The sequence below is a fragment of the Acidovorax sp. 59 genome, assembly GCF_002754175.1.
Taxonomy (GTDB): domain Bacteria; phylum Pseudomonadota; class Gammaproteobacteria; order Burkholderiales; family Burkholderiaceae_C; genus Acidovorax; species Acidovorax delafieldii.
In genome coordinates this window covers 4430324-4446608 of the sequence record NZ_PEET01000001.1, presented here as the reverse complement: position 1 = coordinate 4446608, position 16285 = coordinate 4430324, and the positions used below count along the sequence as shown (strand labels likewise).

Annotated in this window: 14 protein-coding genes; 4 read left to right on the top strand and 10 right to left on the bottom strand. The window is 67.4% G+C overall.

What is annotated here, in order from left to right:
• Positions 1-218 precede the first annotated feature (218 nt).
• The gene (locus CLU87_RS20340) at positions 219-788 is read left to right on the top strand and encodes a cob(I)yrinic acid a,c-diamide adenosyltransferase (protein WP_099731601.1); all 570 of its coding nucleotides are present in this window, start codon (positions 219-221) and stop codon (positions 786-788) included.
• A gap of 170 nt (positions 789-958) precedes the next feature.
• Here the strand turns inward: CLU87_RS20340 and CLU87_RS20335 are convergent, their stop codons facing one another.
• From CLU87_RS20335 to CLU87_RS20320, 4 genes are all read right to left on the bottom strand, one after another.
• Positions 959-1381, bottom strand: a complete 423-nt coding sequence (locus tag CLU87_RS20335; RefSeq protein ID WP_099732273.1) for a hotdog fold thioesterase — start codon at positions 1379-1381, stop codon at positions 959-961.
• 251 nt (positions 1382-1632) lie between these two features.
• On the bottom strand, positions 1633-2784 hold the full coding sequence (locus tag CLU87_RS20330) for an ABC transporter substrate-binding protein (protein WP_056057691.1): 1152 nt from the start codon (positions 2782-2784) through the stop codon (positions 1633-1635).
• 202 nt (positions 2785-2986) lie between these two features.
• Positions 2987-4528, bottom strand: coding sequence for an acetyl-CoA hydrolase/transferase family protein (locus CLU87_RS20325; protein WP_099731600.1), 1542 nt, complete (start codon positions 4526-4528; stop codon positions 2987-2989).
• A 142-nt stretch (positions 4529-4670) separates the two neighbouring features.
• Positions 4671-5960 (bottom strand): solute carrier family 23 protein, encoded by a 1290-nt coding sequence (locus CLU87_RS20320; protein WP_056742381.1) that lies wholly within the window; start codon positions 5958-5960, stop codon positions 4671-4673.
• A 131-nt stretch (positions 5961-6091) separates the two neighbouring features.
• On the opposite strand from CLU87_RS20320, the gene CLU87_RS20315 reads away from it, so the two are divergent.
• Positions 6092-6838, top strand: coding sequence for a zf-TFIIB domain-containing protein (locus tag CLU87_RS20315; RefSeq protein ID WP_099731599.1), 747 nt, complete (start codon positions 6092-6094; stop codon positions 6836-6838).
• A gap of 197 nt (positions 6839-7035) precedes the next feature.
• A complete protein-coding gene (locus tag CLU87_RS20310) occupies positions 7036-7950 on the top strand; it encodes a class I SAM-dependent methyltransferase (protein WP_233193828.1) in 915 nt (304 codons plus the stop codon).
• Positions 7951-8050: 100 nt separating this feature from the next.
• Here the strand turns inward: CLU87_RS20310 and ubiM are convergent, their stop codons facing one another.
• From ubiM to CLU87_RS20285, 5 genes are all read right to left on the bottom strand, one after another.
• Positions 8051-9337, bottom strand: a complete 1287-nt coding sequence (gene ubiM, locus CLU87_RS20305; protein WP_099731598.1) for a 5-demethoxyubiquinol-8 5-hydroxylase UbiM — start codon at positions 9335-9337, stop codon at positions 8051-8053.
• A 178-nt stretch (positions 9338-9515) separates the two neighbouring features.
• On the bottom strand, positions 9516-10484 hold the full coding sequence (locus tag CLU87_RS20300) for an IS1595 family transposase (RefSeq protein ID WP_099729449.1): 969 nt from the start codon (positions 10482-10484) through the stop codon (positions 9516-9518).
• Positions 10485-10597: 113 nt separating this feature from the next.
• Positions 10598-11029, bottom strand: a complete 432-nt coding sequence (locus CLU87_RS20295; RefSeq protein WP_056057054.1) for a hypothetical protein — start codon at positions 11027-11029, stop codon at positions 10598-10600.
• Between the two features lie 167 nt (positions 11030-11196).
• Complete coding sequence (locus tag CLU87_RS20290; protein WP_099731597.1) at positions 11197-12093, bottom strand: alpha/beta fold hydrolase; 897 nt, start codon at positions 12091-12093, stop codon at positions 11197-11199.
• 239 nt (positions 12094-12332) lie between these two features.
• Positions 12333-12944, bottom strand: a complete 612-nt coding sequence (locus CLU87_RS20285) for a TetR/AcrR family transcriptional regulator (RefSeq protein WP_099731596.1) — start codon at positions 12942-12944, stop codon at positions 12333-12335.
• Between the two features lie 106 nt (positions 12945-13050).
• On the opposite strand from CLU87_RS20285, the gene CLU87_RS20280 reads away from it, so the two are divergent.
• The gene (locus tag CLU87_RS20280) at positions 13051-15123 is read left to right on the top strand and encodes an acetoacetate--CoA ligase (protein ID WP_099731595.1); all 2073 of its coding nucleotides are present in this window, start codon (positions 13051-13053) and stop codon (positions 15121-15123) included.
• An 88-nt stretch (positions 15124-15211) separates the two neighbouring features.
• Here the strand turns inward: CLU87_RS20280 and CLU87_RS20275 are convergent, their stop codons facing one another.
• Positions 15212-16213, bottom strand: coding sequence for a tripartite tricarboxylate transporter substrate binding protein (locus CLU87_RS20275; protein ID WP_056742365.1), 1002 nt, complete (start codon positions 16211-16213; stop codon positions 15212-15214).
• Between the last annotated feature and the right edge of the window lie 72 nt (positions 16214-16285).

Sequence of the window (16285 nt, the reverse complement as noted above, 5' to 3'; positions counted from 1 at the left end):
TGTGGCGCACCATGCTGTGTGCCACAGGGCGTGGGTTCGCGTAGCGGGCAGCTGCGGGTGGTGGGCAGTCTGTGCTCAGGGCGCAGTGCGTAGGGGATTGGAGGCGAAACGCTTGCACCCGCGTGGCGGTGGCGGAGAATCCGGGGCAGATTTACTGCGGTGGCTTGTGCCGCGCAGAAGCTGGCATCCATCCTCCCGTTTCCTCATCAAGGCTCCCCATGGGCAACCGACTCACAGAAATCGCAACCCGCACCGGCGACGCCGGCACCACCGGCCTGGGCAACAACCAGCGTGTCTCCAAGAACAGCTTGCGCATTCACGCCATGGGGGATGTGGATGAACTCAACTCGCACATCGGCCTGTTGCTGTGCGAGCCGCTGCCCGATGAAGTCCGCACCTTGCTGGTCGAGGTGCAGCACCAGTTGTTCAACCTGGGAGGCGAGCTGTCGATCCCGGGCTTTGAATTGCTCAAGGCGGAAGCAGTGCTGGCATTGGACCAAGCCCTGGCCCACCACAACGCCGCGCTGCCGCGCCTGCAGGAGTTCATCCTGCCCGCGGGCACCCGCGCCGCGTCACAGGCCCACGTGTGCCGGACCGTGGCCCGCCGCGCCGAACGCGCCGTGGTCGCCCTGGGCAACGAAGAGGCGCTGAACGACGCGCCGCGCCAGTACCTCAACCGCCTCTCTGACCTGATGTTCGTGCTGGCCCGCGTGCTCAACCGCATGGATGGCGGTGATGACGTGTACTGGAAAAGCGAGCGCCTGGCGCAGCAAAATGCTACAGAATAGATAGCTGCCAACGCATATTTTTCTAGCGCTTGGGGCCGATTTCATCAAAAACACCACCCAGCCTTTGCCACGGGCCCATCCCAGGCCAAGACCGCCGCGCAAGGGCCGCCCCGCCGCGCTGGCGGTGCGAGAGAAGGGGGAAGGCGCGAAGCGCCTCAGGGGGATGCACTTTATCTCGGTGCGAGGATCGCCATCGTCAGCCGCGACACACAGGTCAGCTCACCCGCTTCGTTGTGCAGATCAATGTGCCACACGTGCGTGGTGCGGCCGATGTGCACCGGCTTGGCCGTGCCGGTCACCCAGCCGCTGGTGGCAGAGCGCAGGTGGTTGGCGTTGATGTCCAGGCCCACGGCGCGGTAGCCCTCCGGCAGGGCGTAGTAAGCGCCGGTGGAGCCCATGGACTCGGCCAGCACCACGCTGACACCGCCGTGCAGCAGGCCAAAAGGCTGGATGGTGCGTTGGTCTACCGGCACGCGGGCGCGCAGAAAGTCGTCACCCACCTCGACAAACTCAATGCCCAGGTGCTCTACGGCGGTGTTGCGGTTGGCGGCCTTCAGCAGGGCCAGGTCGATGGGTTTTTTCCAGATGGGCATGGTGGTCACGGGGCAGGGCCAAGTCAGTGCAAGCCGCTGATTGTGCCAATGCCTGTGGTCCCGCCCTGTGCCGCAGGCGCCTAGGAGCCTGTCCGACTTGGAAGTCGTCGGCTGCGAATCGGCCGCAGCGGTCCATTTTTTACCGTCTTTTTGCCCCATAGCTGGGCTATGGGTCTGCAAGTCCGGCAAAAACTGTCCTCGCTGGGGCCGATTCTCGCTATCGACGCTCCAAGTCCGACAGGCTCCTAGCCTCAGCCCACAAACTTCCCGTTGGCGCCCATCACCCCCAGGTCCAGAAAACGCGAGCCCACATACGGCGCGCCGCTGGCGTAGTCGATGGACAGGCCACCCAGGTCGTTGCTGCGGATGCCCGCGAGGGCGTTGCGCAGCTTCGCACGGGTCAGGTCGCGGCCGGCGCGCTCCAGGCCCTCGGCCAGCACGCGGGCGTTCACATAGCCTTCAAAGCTGCGGGCCGAGAACTCCTGGTAGCCCAGTGCGCGCATGGCCTTCTGGTAGTCGCGCACCACGGCAAAGCTGGTGCGGGCCGCGTCGGGCAGCACCATCGACAGCGCAATGCCCGAGGCCTTGCCGCCCAGCTGGCGCAGGTTGTCGCCCGACAGCGCCACGCTGGTGGCGGCCAGTGGCGTGCTGGGCGACACTTTCTTGAACTCGTTGACCAGCGTGGCGGTGATGTCGCCTGCCGTGCCCAGCAGCACCGCATTGGGCTTGGCGGCCACGGCCTTGCCCACCACGTCGGCCACCTGCGCGCCTTGTGCATCGAGCTTGAAGGCCTTCGGCGCGGGCTGCTTGGCGGCGGCCATGGCCTTGGTCACATCGGCCAGAAACTCGCGGCCAAAGGCGGTGTCCTGGTACACGACGGCCAGTTCGGTGATGCCCATGGACACCAGCTTTTGCGCCAGGCGCTGGGCCTCGTCGGTGTAGCTGGCGCGCACGTGGAACACCGAGCGGTACTCGGCCTTGCGCAGCGAGGTGGCGCCGCTTTGCGGGGCCACATACGGGATCTGCGCCTCGTCCACCAGCGGCAGGATGCGCTGGTTGTTGGCCGTGCCCATGCAGGAGATCAGCGACACCACGTTGGCATCGGCAATCAGCTTGCGCACGTTGTCTTCAGAGCGCGCAGCGTCATAGCCGTCGTCCATGGCCAGCAGCTTGATCTCGCGGCCGTGGATGCCCTTGGCGTTGGCCTGGGCCAAGCCTGCGTCCAGCCCCTGCTTGAGTTCCTTGCCCAGGCTGGCCAGGGCGCCGGTTGTTCCCAGCGAGCAGCCAATGGTCACGCTCTTGGCGTCCATGGGGTCTTGCACGCCCACGGCGCGCGACGAGGGGGCAAGCAGCAGGCCGGCGCTGGCGGCCACGAGGGATTGGGTGAACTGACGGCGTTGCATGGTCATCAAAAAACTCGCAGACAAAATGCCACCAGCCCCGCATGGGGGCTGGTGGGGGTGGACAGGGGGAGGTCGAAAGACCTAGGGTTAACCCTGATTTTATCTGCGCAGGCTGGCAATTGGCTGTCAAAGGCTCCGGCAGGGCCTGGGGCGCGCGCCGCGTCCCCTTGTGCCGAATTTGCCCTTTGTGGCCCTTGCGCCCTTATGCCGCGCTGGCCGGGCCCGCTGGCGCGCGCATGCTGCCCGTCTCCACATACCGCTGGTGCCACGCCAAGGCCTCGTTCAGCAGGTGCGGCGTGTGCTGGCCCACGGCGCCCCGTTTGGCGCGGGCCACATAGTCGTGCAGGGCGGGGCGGAAGTCCGGATGCGCGCAGCGGTCGATGATGATTTCGGCGCGCTGTGTGGGCGAATGGCCGCGCAGGTCGGCCAGGCCTTGTTCGGTGACGAGGATCTGCACATCGTGCTCGGTGTGGTCCACATGCGAGGCCATGGGCACGATGCACGAGATGCTGCCGTTCTTGGCCAGCGACGGCGTCATGAAGATCGACAGGTAGGCATTGCGCGCAAAGTCGCCCGAGCCGCCGATGCCGTTCATGATGGCCGAGCCCATCACATGCGTGGAGTTCACGTTGCCGTAGATGTCGGCCTCAATCATGCCGTTCATCGCGATCAAGCCCATGCGGCGGATCAGCTCGGGGTGGTTGCTGATCTCCTGCGGGCGCAGCACGATGCGCTGCTTGTAGTAGTCGATGCGGTCGTTGAAGTCCTGCATGGCCGCCGGGCTCAGCGACAGCGCCGTGGCCGAGGCGCTGGCCAGCTTGCCCGAGCGCAGCATGTCCAGCATGCCGTCCTGCAGCACCTCGGTGTAGGCCGTGAGGTTGTCGAACGGGCCGTTGTTCAGCCCTGCCAGCACTGCGTTGGCGATGTTGCCCACGCCCGATTGCAGCGGCAGCAGGTCTTTGGGCAGGCGGCCCTTTTTCACCTCGTGCTGCAGGAAGTCGATGATGTGGCCCGCAATGCGGTTGGAGGTGTCGTCGGGTGCGGCGTACACGCTGTTGCGGTCGGGCTGGTTGGTCATCACCACGGCGATGACCTTGCTCGGGTCGCAGCGCAGGTAGGGCTCGCCAATGCGCTCGTCGGGCCGCGTCATGGGGATGGGCTTGCGGTGCGGCGGCTGGTCGGTGCCGTAGTAGATGTCGTGCATGCCCTCCAGCTGCGGGTTGTGCCAGGCATTCACTTCCAGGATGACCTTGTCGGCCTGGTCCAGCCAGGTCTTGTTGTTGCCCACCGAGGACGAGGGGATCAGGCGCCCGTCGGGCAACACGCCCGCCACCTCGACCACCGCCACATCCAGCTTGCCCAGAAAGCCGAACCACACGAACTGCGCCACGTGCGACAGGTGGATGTCCACGTACTGCATCTGCCCCGCATTGATCTGGCGGCGCACCGTGGGGTCGGACTGGTAGGGCAGGCGCATCTCGATGCCGTCCACCTGGGCCAGCGCGCCGTCCAATTCGGGTGCGGTGCTGGCTCCGGTCCACAGCCCGATCTTGAAGCCATGGCCCTGGGCGTTCAGGCTTTCGATGCGGCGCGCCAGCGCGCCGGGCACGGCCTTGGGGTAGCCCGCGCCGGTGAATCCGCTCATGCCCACATGGGCACCTGCAGGGATCAGGGCGGCCGCCTCGTCGGCGGTCATGGTGCGGGAGAGAAAGTCGGGGTACAGCACCCGATCGGCCAGGGACATGAACAAACTCCGCAAAAAGAAAAAGGCCACCCGCCCGGTGAGCGGATGGCCCTGTGGACAAAACCCAGGATGCTAGCCTTCGTTCCTTACAAATTAAGGGTTAACCCTTACAAATGCAGTTCAGCACAGCCACATCCACAGATTACGCCGCTTTGCGGTTGAGCAGTGCGTACAGCAGGATCGCCCCGAACGTGGCGGTGCCGATGCCGCCCAGCGCGAACTGGCCGAACTTGAGCGTGAAGTCGCCCGTGCCCAGGATGAGGGTGATGGCCGCCACGATAAGGTTCTTGTTCTGCGAAAAGTCCACCTTGTTGTCCACCCAGATCTTGGCGCCCGCCACCGCGATCAGGCCAAACACCACGATGGACACACCACCCATCACCGGCAGCGGGATGGTCTGGATCAGTGCGCCGAACTTGGGGGAAAAGCCCAGCACCAGCGCAAACACACCCGCCAGCAGGAACACGGCGGTGGAATAGATCTTGGTCGCCGCCATCACGCCGATGTTCTCGGCATAGGTGGTCACGCCCGTGCCGCCTGCGCTGCCACTGACCATGGTGGCAATGCCGTCACCGATGAACGCGCGGCCCATGTAGCGGTCCAGGTTCTGGCCGGTCATGGCCGTCACGGCCTTCACGTGGCCCAGGTTCTCGGCCACCAGGATGATGGCCACGGGCGCGATCAGCAGCATGGCATTGCCGCTGAACTGCGGGGCCGCAAAGTTCGGCAGGCCAAACCACGCAGCGTTGGCCAGTGCGGTCAGGTCCATGGGCTTGCCCAGGCCCAGGCCGTTGGTCAGCACCGCGTAGATGATGCTCGCCACGATCAGCCCGACCAGGATCAAGAGGCGCTGCACCATGCCGCGCGTGAGCACGGCCACCAGGCCCACGCTCACAAAGGTCACCACCTGCATCCAGCTGTCAAAGTTGCTGGCCGCCATGTTCTTGATGGGAATGCCCGCGAGGTTCAGCCCGATCACCGCCACCACCGAGCCCGTGACCACGGGCGGCATGAAGCGCTCGATCCAGCCCGTGCCAATCGCCTGCACCAGCGCGCCGATGAGCGTGTAGACCAGGCCACACGCAATGATGCCGCCCAGCGCCACGCCGATGTTGGCATTGGCCCCTTGGCCCGCATAGCCCGTGGCCGCAATTACCACGCCAATGAACGCAAAGCTCGAGCCCAGGTAGCTGGGCACCTTGCCGCCGGTGACGAGGAAGAAGATCAGCGTACCGATGCCGCTCATCAGGATGGCCACGTTCGGGTCAAAGCCCATCAGAATGGGCGCCAGCACCGTGGCGCCAAACATCGCAATCACGTGCTGCACGCCCATCACCGCCGTCTGCGGCCAGGGCAGCCGCTCGTCCGGCGCGATCACGCCGCCTTGTTGCAACACATCGGCGCTTTTCACACGCCAGTTCATGAATCCCATGTGGTTGTTCCTTGTGGTTGAGGCGCGAATGCTAGTGGATGCGGCCAGGGTGGGGGACGAGCATCCCGGGCGGGTTACGATGCCCCCGCCCCCGCGAGGCACCCCGCACCGCTGCCCAGACCCTCACTGCCATGTTTCCTGCACCCACTTGCCCCTCGTGCCGCCAACCCATGCAGGCACACCGCTTTGCCAGCAACCTGGGCGATTCGCTGGAGCTGGACATCTGCTTTGCCTGCCAGGGCCTGTGGTTTGACCGGCACGAGAACCTCAAGCTCACGCCCCAGTCCGTGGTCGAGCTGTTTCGGCTGCTGCACGAGCACCGTGTGGACCAGCACCGGGCCCTGGCCGAGAGCATGGCCTGCCCGCGCTGCAACACCAGCCTGGCCAAGGGTTACGACGTGGTGCGCAGCGGCCGCTACATGGTGTACCGCTGCGGGCGACAGCATGGGCGCTTCAGCACCTTCTCGTCCTTCATGGTCGAAAAAGGCTTTGTGCGCCACATGACGCGCCCCGAAATCGACGACCTGGCCAAGCGCGTGGGCGCCATCTATTGCACCAGCTGCGGCGCGCCAGTGGACATCCGCAAAGACCACGCCTGCCCCTATTGCCGTGCCGCGTTCTCCCTCATCGACCCCCAGGCCGTGTTGCGCGCCATGGAGGGCTATGCCGCCGCGAGCGCCAAGGCACCGGCGGCGCCGGCATCGCCCGTGGACATTGGCGACGCCCTGGTGGCCCTGGAGCGCGACCGTACCCGGGCCGAGCGGGAGCGCCAGAAGCGGGCGTTCACCACGGCCAGCAGCGACGCCAATGACAGCTCGTTCACCGGGGACCTGCTGGCCGCCGGGGTGGCGCTGGTGTGGGCGCTGGTGAAGGACTAGGGATTCAGCGTCGCGCTGGCCGCAAGCCCCGCCGGTGCATTGACATACCGCAGCACGCGCTGCGGTCATTCACGACAGACTGGGGCAGACCGTTCAGAATGGCCCAAGAACCTGTTGAACAGGCTCTAAGGCCCTTGCCCTGGGCCACACCGCATCCCACGCAACCGTGGCGCCCGCAGCCACTGGAGGAGCGCCCCGTGCCGCAGTCCCCCACCAGACGCCCTGCCCGATCGCCGCGCAGCCCTGCGCCACCGGCGCGTGCGCTCCACCGCACCGGCAGCCTGCTGCAGCGCGCACAGCTGCCCCCCGTGCCCAGCACCTTGCTCATCCCTTTGGCCGCGCGTGCCCACGGTGGGCGCTATTTCCCCTGGCTCGACTGCCACGATGCCGTGGCCCAGGCCTTGCTGACCCAGTTGGGTGCCGATGTGAACAGCACCCTGGACGACCTGCCCACGGTGCTGCATGTGCTGTGGCGCACCCGCGCCATCAAGGAGGCGGGGCGCGCCTTTTTTGCCGAGCACCCGCAGGCCCTGGGCGTCAACCTGGGGTGTGGCCTCACGCACCACTTTCAGTGGCTGGACACGGGGGCCAACCAGTGGCTTGATGCGGACCTGCCTGCGGTGATGGCGCTGCGCAAGCCCCTGTTGCCGCCGCAGTGCCCGCGCATGCGCCATGCCGATCTGGACCTCTCGCAACCCGGCTGGTGGCAGCGGCTCGGGCTGCCCGCTCAGCGCACCGCCCCCCCGGTGCTGCTGGTGTGTGAGGGCGTGTTGATGTACCTGCCGCCTGCGCAGGTGCACGCCGTGCTGGCCGAGTTTGCGCAGCACGCGCCGCCGGGCTCGCACATGGTGCTGGATGTGATGACGCGCCAGGCCGTGGGTTGCGCGGCCCGCCACGCCAGCGTGGGGCCTACGGGCGCGGAGTTTCGGTGGGGGGTCGGCCGCATGGCAGAGCTGGCGGCCGTGCACCCGCGCCTGCACCTGCTGCGCGAGCAAAGCGTGGCGGAGGGCTACGGCTGGGCCGGTATTGCCATGGACATGTGGTGGCGCCCCTGGCTCGGTGCGCCGCTGTATGGTCTGGCCACGCTGGGGGTAAGGGACGGCTCATCCTGAGCCGCTTCGCGTCTTCCCCCTGAGGGGGACGCCACCGGTGGCCTGGCAAAGCCAGTTCCACGGTGGCGCTGGCGTGGGGCGCGCCCGTTGCAGAGGTTGGCTACGGCCTGAGCGTCAGTGCGCGCATCCATTGGGGTGCCTTGCCCGTCAGCTGCCCCACGATGGCCGCCTGCAGCGGTGGCAGGCGCCGCGCGCCCTGCAGCACCAGTTGCCGCAGCAGGCGGGGCACCGGGCGGGCGTCGGTGTACAGGCGCACGATGGCGTTGGTGCCCTGGTAGATGGGCCAGGCGTGGCGGTGGTGGCCCTGGGCGTAGGGGGCCAGGGCGTCGTCGCTGCCAATGTCCTGCCCGCGCTGGCGGGCGCTGACCAGCGCGGCCGTGAGCCGCTCCACCCCCGCCAGCCCCAGGTTGTAGCCATGCGCCGTGACCGGGTGCATGCCCACGGCGGCGTCGCCCAGCAGCGCGCAGCGGTGGCCCGCAAAGCGCTGGGCATACACGGCCACCAGCGGGTAGGCGTGGCGTTCGCCCACCAGCGCCATGGGTCCCAGCCGGTCGTTGAACTGGGCCTGCACCTGGGTGGCAAAAGCCTCGGGGCTTTGGGCCATCAGCGCGGCGGCGTCGGCCGCGCCCGCCGTGACCACCACCGAGCACAGCGCCTGTCCCGTCTGTGGGTCATCGGGCAGGGGCAGCACGGCCAGTGTGCGGTCGTAGCCAAAACATTCGTGCGCCACGTTGCCGTGGGGCAGGGCGTGGCGCATGCGGCAGACGATGACGGTGCGGCCAAAGTCGGTCATGTCTGCCCCAAGGCCCAGTTGGCGGCGCGTGGCCGAGAAGCGGCTGTCGGCGGCCACCAGCAACGGGGCGGTGAGGCGCTGGGGCGTGGCGTGGTCGCCAGGGCCCGTGTGGGAGGGCACGCAGTCCAGCTCGGCATGGCCGGGCAGCGTGGCCACGCGGGTGACCTGGGTGCCGGTGAGCAGGCGCACGCCCGGGGTGCTCGCAGCCACCGCGTGGGCCGTGCGCCGCAGCGCGTGGTTGGGCACGATGAAGCCCAGGGCGCCGGGAGCTGACACATCGCCGTGGGTGCCGCTGGCCGCGTTCAGTTGCAGCGCGCTATGGCGGCCCAGCAGGCCGTCGTGCACCTGGGCCTCGGAAATCTGGCCCACCTCGTGGTCGGCCAGGTGCGCCCAGCTGCCCAGCCGCTGCAACGTTGCCCGGCTGGGGTGGGTGAGGGCGATTTCGCGGCCGTCAGGTGCGGGCTGGGCCAGCGCGCGGTCGCCCTGCTGCTCCACCACGGTGGCGGTGAACCCGGCCTGCGCCAGGGAGATGGCCAGCGACAGGCCCGCCGGGCCTGCGCCGACGATGAGCACGTCGCTGTGGTGGGTGGTCATGGCGGGATGAATACAGGGTGACAAGGTGCCCGCCCCGAGTCGGGGAGGCCGCGCGCCATTGTGGGCGGGCGGGTCTGGGCACGCTTTGCCCTGCGTCAAGCCATGGCGTGGTGATGCTATCTAATTAATAGCTGCTCAGGCATATGGTTCTAGCGAATGGGGGCTAAAACAGGCTCTTCTAGCGAATGCTAGTGACGCCTTGACTCCCCATAGCCGCCTCCAGCACCAGTGCGGGCTGCGGCCCCATGGGGCCTGATCGGTCCAACATCCTGAACCAGCCCAGGTACGAATCAAGGTATTTCGTTGCAACGCCCTTGAAGCGCTGCATCCACCCGCGCAGCCTGCTGACATAGGCATTGACGTTTTGAACATGCCAGGGGCCTCTCACACGCCTACCCCGGCTCACGTTCACCGCCTGGTGCTGCACGCCCAGGGCCCGCGCAGCGCTGGCCAGTGTGACGCTGCCGTCGGTGCATAGGATGGTGTCTGGTGGCAGCAAGGGTTTGAGTGCAGTTTGCACACTCACCGCTTGGTTCGTCTGCAGGATGAGGTTGGCCGTTGCTCCGGCCCGGTCTCGCGCCATCAGCACCGGGGTGTATTCCAAGCCCTTGCAGCCAGCCAGCGCCTTACCGCCGCGTCGGCGAGGACGACGCAGCAAGCCTCTGTGTCCCTTGCAGGAGGCCAGGAAGTAAGACTCATCGGCCTCGGCGATGCCCACAAGCTGGCGTGCCTGCACGCTCTTGGGGCAGGCCAGGAAGCGGTGGCGCCAGCGAAAGGCGGTGCTTTGCGCCACACCCAGGCGCAGGGCCACCTGGTTGAGTGAGAGTCCTTCGCTCAAGACCTGCGCCTGGCCCATCCACTTATCCCGCAGATGCAGGCGTGCCAGCGGTGTTCCAGTCAAGGCGTTGAAGGTGCGCGCGCACTGGCGGCACTTGAAGCGTTGCAGCCCGTTGGCCGAGCCATTCTTGACAAGCTGCGGGCTGCCGCAGTGCGGACAGGTTCGGTGGGCGCTGCCATGTGCTTCTACAACGGCGATGGCTTGACTGTGATCGAGCAGCGCCTGCAGGCAGCTTGCCAGTTGCTGGCGCTGGTGGTGCGTCAGCTGGGGCAGGCTGTGGATCAAGCGCGTCATCTGTTGCTGTCGCATGGCCTTCTCCTGGGGCAGACGCAAGCGCGTCATGCTGGGGAGATGGGGGCGTAGCGCTACGGTTAAAGACTCATCACTAGCATTCGCTAGAAGAGCCCTAAAACAATCGAAACTCAGTCTCTGGCTGCCTTGCGCGGGGTTTTGCTGGACTTCTTTTTGGCCGGGCCTGCCTTCTTGCCGCGCAGGTGCAGCACCCAGGTGACCAGCAGCCACAGGTAGCCCGCCGGGATGCTGTACGCCGCAAAAGCCGCCAGCGACAGTGGTGGTGCAGTGATGGAGCGCGGGTTGGCAATGGTCTCCAGCAACTGGCGCGTGCCGGTGCCCAGCGTGGGCGTGGCGTGCTGGCTGCCCGAGCGGGCCATGAGGGCGCCCATGAAGGTGAAGAACTCCATCAGCAGCGCGCCGATCAGAAAACAGGCCAGCAGGGCCATCAGCTGTGCAAACGCCCGCCGGTTGCCCTTGGCCAGGAACACGATGGCCGACACCAGCCACAGCGCGGGCAACAACAGGACCAGGGCGGGCCAGGCGGACAGGAGAGTGGACATGGGAGACACGGCAGGTAGCAACAGGCAGCAGGGGCCGCTGGTGCGGGCACCAGCGATTCATCGGCAGGGCGCCTCCAGGAAGGCGGTCGAGTGCGGATGATAGAGGCTGCCTGTCTCCGGCTGATTCCGGCGGGTCACGCGACCCGCCTGCCACCACCGGCCGGCGCTTACGCCGCCACAAAGTCGGCCACGGCCTGCAGCACCTCCGCCTGCTGCAGGATCTTGCGGTGCCCCAGCCCCTCGGTGGCCAGCAGCGCGGCACCCGGAATGTGGTCGCGGTAGGCCTCGCCGTCGGCAAAGCGGTTGATGCGGTCGCCCCGGTCGTGCACTACCAGCGTGGGCAGTGCAATGCGCGGGCCCACGGCGGGGGGCTCGAACTGTCGCATCAGGATGCCCTCGCGCGCCTCGATGCGCCGCTGCATGGCGGCGCGGGTGCGCTCGGACAGGCCAAACACCTGCGCGAACAAGCGCGTGTATTCGTGCGGCGAGGCGGGCGGCGCCAGCAGCACCAGTCGCCCGGTGGCCAGGCCCCGGCTGGCCGCATGGGCCGCTGCGTTGGCCGCCAGCGAATGGGCCACCACGGCGTGGGGCGCCGAGTCCTGCGCGTGCAGGCGGGCGGTGGCGTATTCGATGGCACGGGCGAACTGCGGCAGGTTGCTCACGCGGCCCCGGCTGCCGCCGTGTGCGGGCAGGTCCACCAGCACCGGGCGCAGGCCGCGGCCGGCCAGCGTGTCGGCCAGCGGCAGCATCTGGCGCGCATGCCCGCCCCAGCCGTGCAGCAGCAGCACCGTGGGGCCGTGCGGCTGGGCCTGGGGCAGGTACAGCGTGATCTCGGCGTCTTCAAACGCCAGGCGCTCCGTGCGCCAGTGGCCCGGTGGCACGGCGCTGCGGCCCGGTTTGCGCAGGGGCAGGGGCGTGCCAAACAAGCGGTAGGCCGCGCGCACGGCCAAGGTGGGCCACAGGCGTTCGGCCGTGCCCAGCGCCACACGCAGCAGGCGCATGCCGGAGTGCTCGCCGTAGAAGCTGGACGTGGCCTGCAGCGCGGCGGATGGGGAGGTGCTCATGGTGGGACTCCAGGAGGGAGATGTGGGTAGATGGGGGAGGTGGACCGGGCGGACGGTCAGTAAAAGATCCAGTCCCGGTTGCTGCGCGGGAGGCTGGTGAGGGTGCTGCGCAGCGACCGGATGGCGCCCACTGCGGCCGCAATGCCCAGGATGATCAACATGGTGGTTCCTTTCTTCGCACGGTTGTGCGAAATTGGGGCATAAAAAAACAAGAGCACTCCCTGGCACACCACCGCGTATCAAGTGGGGGAGGGGAGGTAACTCTTGACGAGGCGCGCCCAGGACGCCTCGGTGCGTGCCACTGCCTGCGGATCGCGCAGGAAGCGAACGTCGTGCAACAAGCCCATGATCAGGCCATAGATCTCGCCCACCAGCTGGTCGGGGGATGTGTCGGCCGCCAGGTGCCCGGCCTCGATGGACTGGATCACGGTGCGGCGCAATGCGGCGCGCCAGCGGGTGATTTCAGCGTGCAGCAGATCGCGCAGCTCGCCCTCACGGTCGTCCAGCTCGAAGGCGCCTGCGGTGTAGATGCAGCCCGTGAAGGCCTCCACGTCGCGCGTGCGGGCAATCCAGCGGCGCAGGATCTCCTGCAGGCGCGGCAGGCCCTTGGGCTGCTGCATGGCGGGTACAAACACGTCGGCCAGAAAGCGGCGGCCAAACTCCTCGATCACCGCTTTTTGCAGCGCCTCGCGCGAGCCGGCCCGCGAGAACACGCCGCTCTTGGACAGGCCCACGCGGTCCGCCACGGCCTGCAGCGTGATCGACTCCAGCCCCTCGGCCGCAGCCAGGTCCAGCGCCGCGCCGACGATGGCGGCGCGGGTGAGTTCGGCTTTCTGGGTTTTGGCGTCCATGGGTGCAATTTAGCACGATTGTGCGAAATAAGGCAATCACCACGCTGTCAACCGGGCGACGGGTGTGGCTGGCCTCTGCCGGGCGCCGCTGGTACGCTGCGTCGCCATGGAGACAACACACAACACCCCGCCCTACATTCCCCAGATCCGCCTGTACCAGAACTGGCTGCGCGACCAGCGCGGTCTGCAGTTCGACAGCTACGACGCGCTGTGGCGCTGGTCCACCACCGACCTCGACGCCTTCTGGCAAAGCATCTGGGACTACTTCCAGCTGCAGTCGCCCACGCCCCACACGGCCGTGCTGGCAAAGAACACCATGCCCGGCGCGTTGTGGTTCCCTGGCGCCCAGGTCAACTACGCACGCCAGGCGCTGCGGCATGTGGATGCCGCCCACGCGGCGGGCCTGCCCGCCATCATCAGCCGCAACGAAAAGGGCCAGCACCGCGAGCTGAGCTGGCCCGAGTTGCGCCGCCAGGTCGCGTCGCTGGCGCTGCACCTCAAGGCCCAGGGCATCCAGCCCGGCGACCGCGTGGCTGCCTACCTGCCCAACGTGCCCGAGGCCATGGTTGCCTTCCTGGCCACGGTGAGCATCGGCGGCGTGTGGAGCATCTGCGCGCCGGACATGGGCACGCATGCGGTGCTCGACCGCTTCCGCCAGATCGAGCCCAAGGTGCTGATCGGCGTGGACGGCGTGAGCTATGGCGGCCGCGACCACGACCGCCGCCCCGTGCTGGCCGAGCTGCGCGAGGCCCTGTCCAGCGTGCAGCACGCGGTGCTGCTGGGCAATCTGGATGCTTCTGTTTCGATAGCAGGCTGGGCAAGCTGGACTAGCGCTACCGCCCAAAACGATGCAGAAACGGCTGCCTTCGAGCCGATGTGGCTCCCGTTTGACCACCCGCTGTGGATCGTCTACTCCAGCGGCACCACCGGCCTGCCCAAGCCCATCGTGCACGGCCATGGCGGCACGGTGCTGGTGGCGCTGCAGCTCAAGGTGCTGCACAACGACATCGGCTGCAGCTACGAGGTCAACAGCTTTGGCGAGCGCTACCACTGGTACAGCTCCACCGGCTGGGTGATGTGGAATGCGCAGCTCAGCGGCCTGCTGTCAGGCACCACCTGCGTGATCTACGACGGCAACCCGGGCGGCAGCAAGGAGCACCCGGACTGGGGCGTGCTGTGGCGCTTTGCGGCCGAGACGGGCGTGACCTTCTTCGGCGCGGGCGCGGCGTTCTTTGCCAACTGCATGAAGGCGGGCATCACGCTCACCGACTACGGCGACCTCACGCGTGTCCGCGCGCTGGGCACCACGGGCTCGCCGCTGTCGCCCGAGGTGCAGCAGTGGGGCACGGCGCAGTTCGAGGCCATTGGCACGCGCGACATCTGGTGGAACAACATATCCGGGGGCACCGACTTTTGCGGCGCCTTCATCGGCGGCAACCGCGAGATGCCCCAGGTGCCCGGCGAGATGCAATGCCGCATGCTGGGCGCGGCCGTGGAGTCCTGGGACGCCGAGGGCCGCCCCGTGCAGGACGCGGTGGGCGAGCTGGTTTGCGCGCAGCCCATCCCGTCGATGCCTTTGTTTCTGTGGGGCGACAAGGACGGCAGCCGCTACCTGTCGAGCTATTTCGACATGTACCCCGCAGGCCACGGCCGCCAGCCCGGCGGTGGCGATGGCCCCGCGAGCATGGGCGCGGTGTGGCGACATGGCGACTGGCTCAAGATCGGCGCCAACGGCGGTTGCGTGATCTATGGCCGCTCTGACGCCACCATCAACCGCCACGGCCTGCGCATGGGCACGAGCGAGATCTACAGCGCGGTCGAATCGTTGCCCGAAGTGCTCGACAGCCTGGTGGTGGACCTGGAGTACCTGGGCCGCGAGAGCTACATGCCGCTGTTTGTGGTGCTGCGCCCCGGCAGCGTGCTCGATGATGCCCTGCGCGCCCGCATCAACGGCGCGGTGCGCATCGCTTTAAGCCCGCGTTTTGTGCCCGACGACATCTTTGCCGTGGCCGAGGTGCCGCGCACGCTGAGCGGCAAGAAGCAGGAGCTGCCCATCAAGAAACTGCTGCTGGGCCAGCCCATCGAAAAGGTGGTCAACAAGGACGCGATGGCCAACCCGGGGTGTCTGGACTGGTATGTGGCGTTTGCGGCGCAGCGGGCGAGTGCGCTCCAAAAATAATAGCTGCTAGCGCTTATTCAATAAGCGCTAGCGCCTTGTTTGGATACAAGGTTGAGTGCGACACCGAGGCGGGCTGCGCCCCAGGGGGTCAGTCCAGCTTTGCCCCCGATGCCTTGATCAGCCGCTCCCACACCGGGCGCTCCTTGTTCATGGCCGTGGTGAACAAAGCCGGTGAGCTTTTTTGCACGTCAAAGCCCATGGCTGTGATGCGCTGGGCCACATCGGGATGCTCGGTGGCTTTGCGGACCTCGGCCGCAACGCGCTCCAGGATGGCGGGCGGTGTGCCTGCGGGGGCTCCAAACGCCAGCCAGCCCGCCACGCGGTAGGCCTCGTCGTTCAGGCCCTGTTCGCCAAGCGTGGGCACGTTGGGCAGCGTGCCCATGCGGCGCTCGCCGCTCACGCCAATGGCCTTGAGCTTGCCGGCGTCGATGTGTGCCTTGACCTGCAGTGCGCTCGCAAAAGCAATCTGGATCTGCCCACCCAGCAGGTCCTGCACCATGGGCGCCTCGCCCCGGTAGGCCACATGGCTCATGTCGGCGTTCTGCGACTGGCTCATGTACGCGCCGGCCAGGTGCGGGTAGGCACCCGTGCCGTACGAACCATAGGCCACCTTGCCTTTGTTGGCGGCGATGTATTTCAGCAGCTCAGGCCCCGTGGCCACCGGCACGCTGGGGTGGGCCACCAGCACCAGGGGCGCGATGGCGATCTGGTAGATGGGCGCGATGTCCTTCTCGGGGCTGTACGGCAGCTTGGTGTACAGGAACTGGTTGGTGAGCATGGAGTTGCTCAGCGCCAGCAGCAGGGTGTAGCCGTCCGGTGCGGCCTTGGCCACCGCGTCGGTGCCGATGATGCCGGCCGCGCCGGGCTTGTTGTCGATGACCATGGGCTGGCCCAGGCCCACGGCCATCTTCTCGGCCAGCACGCGCGCCAGCACGTCGGTGGCGCCGCCGGGGGCGAAGGGCACCACCACCTTGATGGGCTTGTTGGGATAGGCGGCCTGCGCCCAGGCGGCGGTGCCGGTGCAGGCGGTGGCAGCGGCCAGCGCGGCGGCGCCGAGCCAGGAACGGCGGGTCAGGGCGTGGAAGGGCATGGGTTTGTCTCCTGTCATGGTTATAAAAATCACTCAGCGGGCTCCGCGATGCATGGTGGCGGGCCGGGGCCT

Bases quoted from the DNA above. Each gene is read 5' to 3' on its own strand.
- CLU87_RS20340 (WP_099731601.1), top strand. From the start codon at position 219: ATGGGCAACCGACTCACAGAAATCGCAACCCGCACCGGCGACGCCGGC.
- CLU87_RS20335 (WP_099732273.1), bottom strand. From the start codon at position 1,381: ATGCCCATCTGGAAAAAACCCATCGACCTGGCCCTGCTGAAGGCCGCC.
- CLU87_RS20330 (WP_056057691.1), bottom strand. From the start codon at position 2,784: ATGCAACGCCGTCAGTTCACCCAATCCCTCGTGGCCGCCAGCGCCGGC.
- CLU87_RS20325 (WP_099731600.1), bottom strand. From the start codon at position 4,528: ATGTCCCTGGCCGATCGGGTGCTGTACCCCGACTTTCTCTCCCGCACC.
- CLU87_RS20320 (WP_056742381.1), bottom strand. From the start codon at position 5,960: ATGGGATTCATGAACTGGCGTGTGAAAAGCGCCGATGTGTTGCAACAA.
- CLU87_RS20315 (WP_099731599.1), top strand. From the start codon at position 6,092: ATGTTTCCTGCACCCACTTGCCCCTCGTGCCGCCAACCCATGCAGGCA.
- ubiM (WP_099731598.1), bottom strand. From the start codon at position 9,337: ATGACCACCCACCACAGCGACGTGCTCATCGTCGGCGCAGGCCCGGCG.
- CLU87_RS20300 (WP_099729449.1), bottom strand. From the start codon at position 10,484: ATGCGACAGCAACAGATGACGCGCTTGATCCACAGCCTGCCCCAGCTG.
- CLU87_RS20295 (WP_056057054.1), bottom strand. From the start codon at position 11,029: ATGTCCACTCTCCTGTCCGCCTGGCCCGCCCTGGTCCTGTTGTTGCCC.
- CLU87_RS20290 (WP_099731597.1), bottom strand. From the start codon at position 12,093: ATGAGCACCTCCCCATCCGCCGCGCTGCAGGCCACGTCCAGCTTCTAC.
- CLU87_RS20285 (WP_099731596.1), bottom strand. From the start codon at position 12,944: ATGGACGCCAAAACCCAGAAAGCCGAACTCACCCGCGCCGCCATCGTC.
- CLU87_RS20280 (WP_099731595.1), top strand. From the start codon at position 13,051: ATGGAGACAACACACAACACCCCGCCCTACATTCCCCAGATCCGCCTG.
- CLU87_RS20275 (WP_056742365.1), bottom strand. From the start codon at position 16,213: ATGCCCTTCCACGCCCTGACCCGCCGTTCCTGGCTCGGCGCCGCCGCG.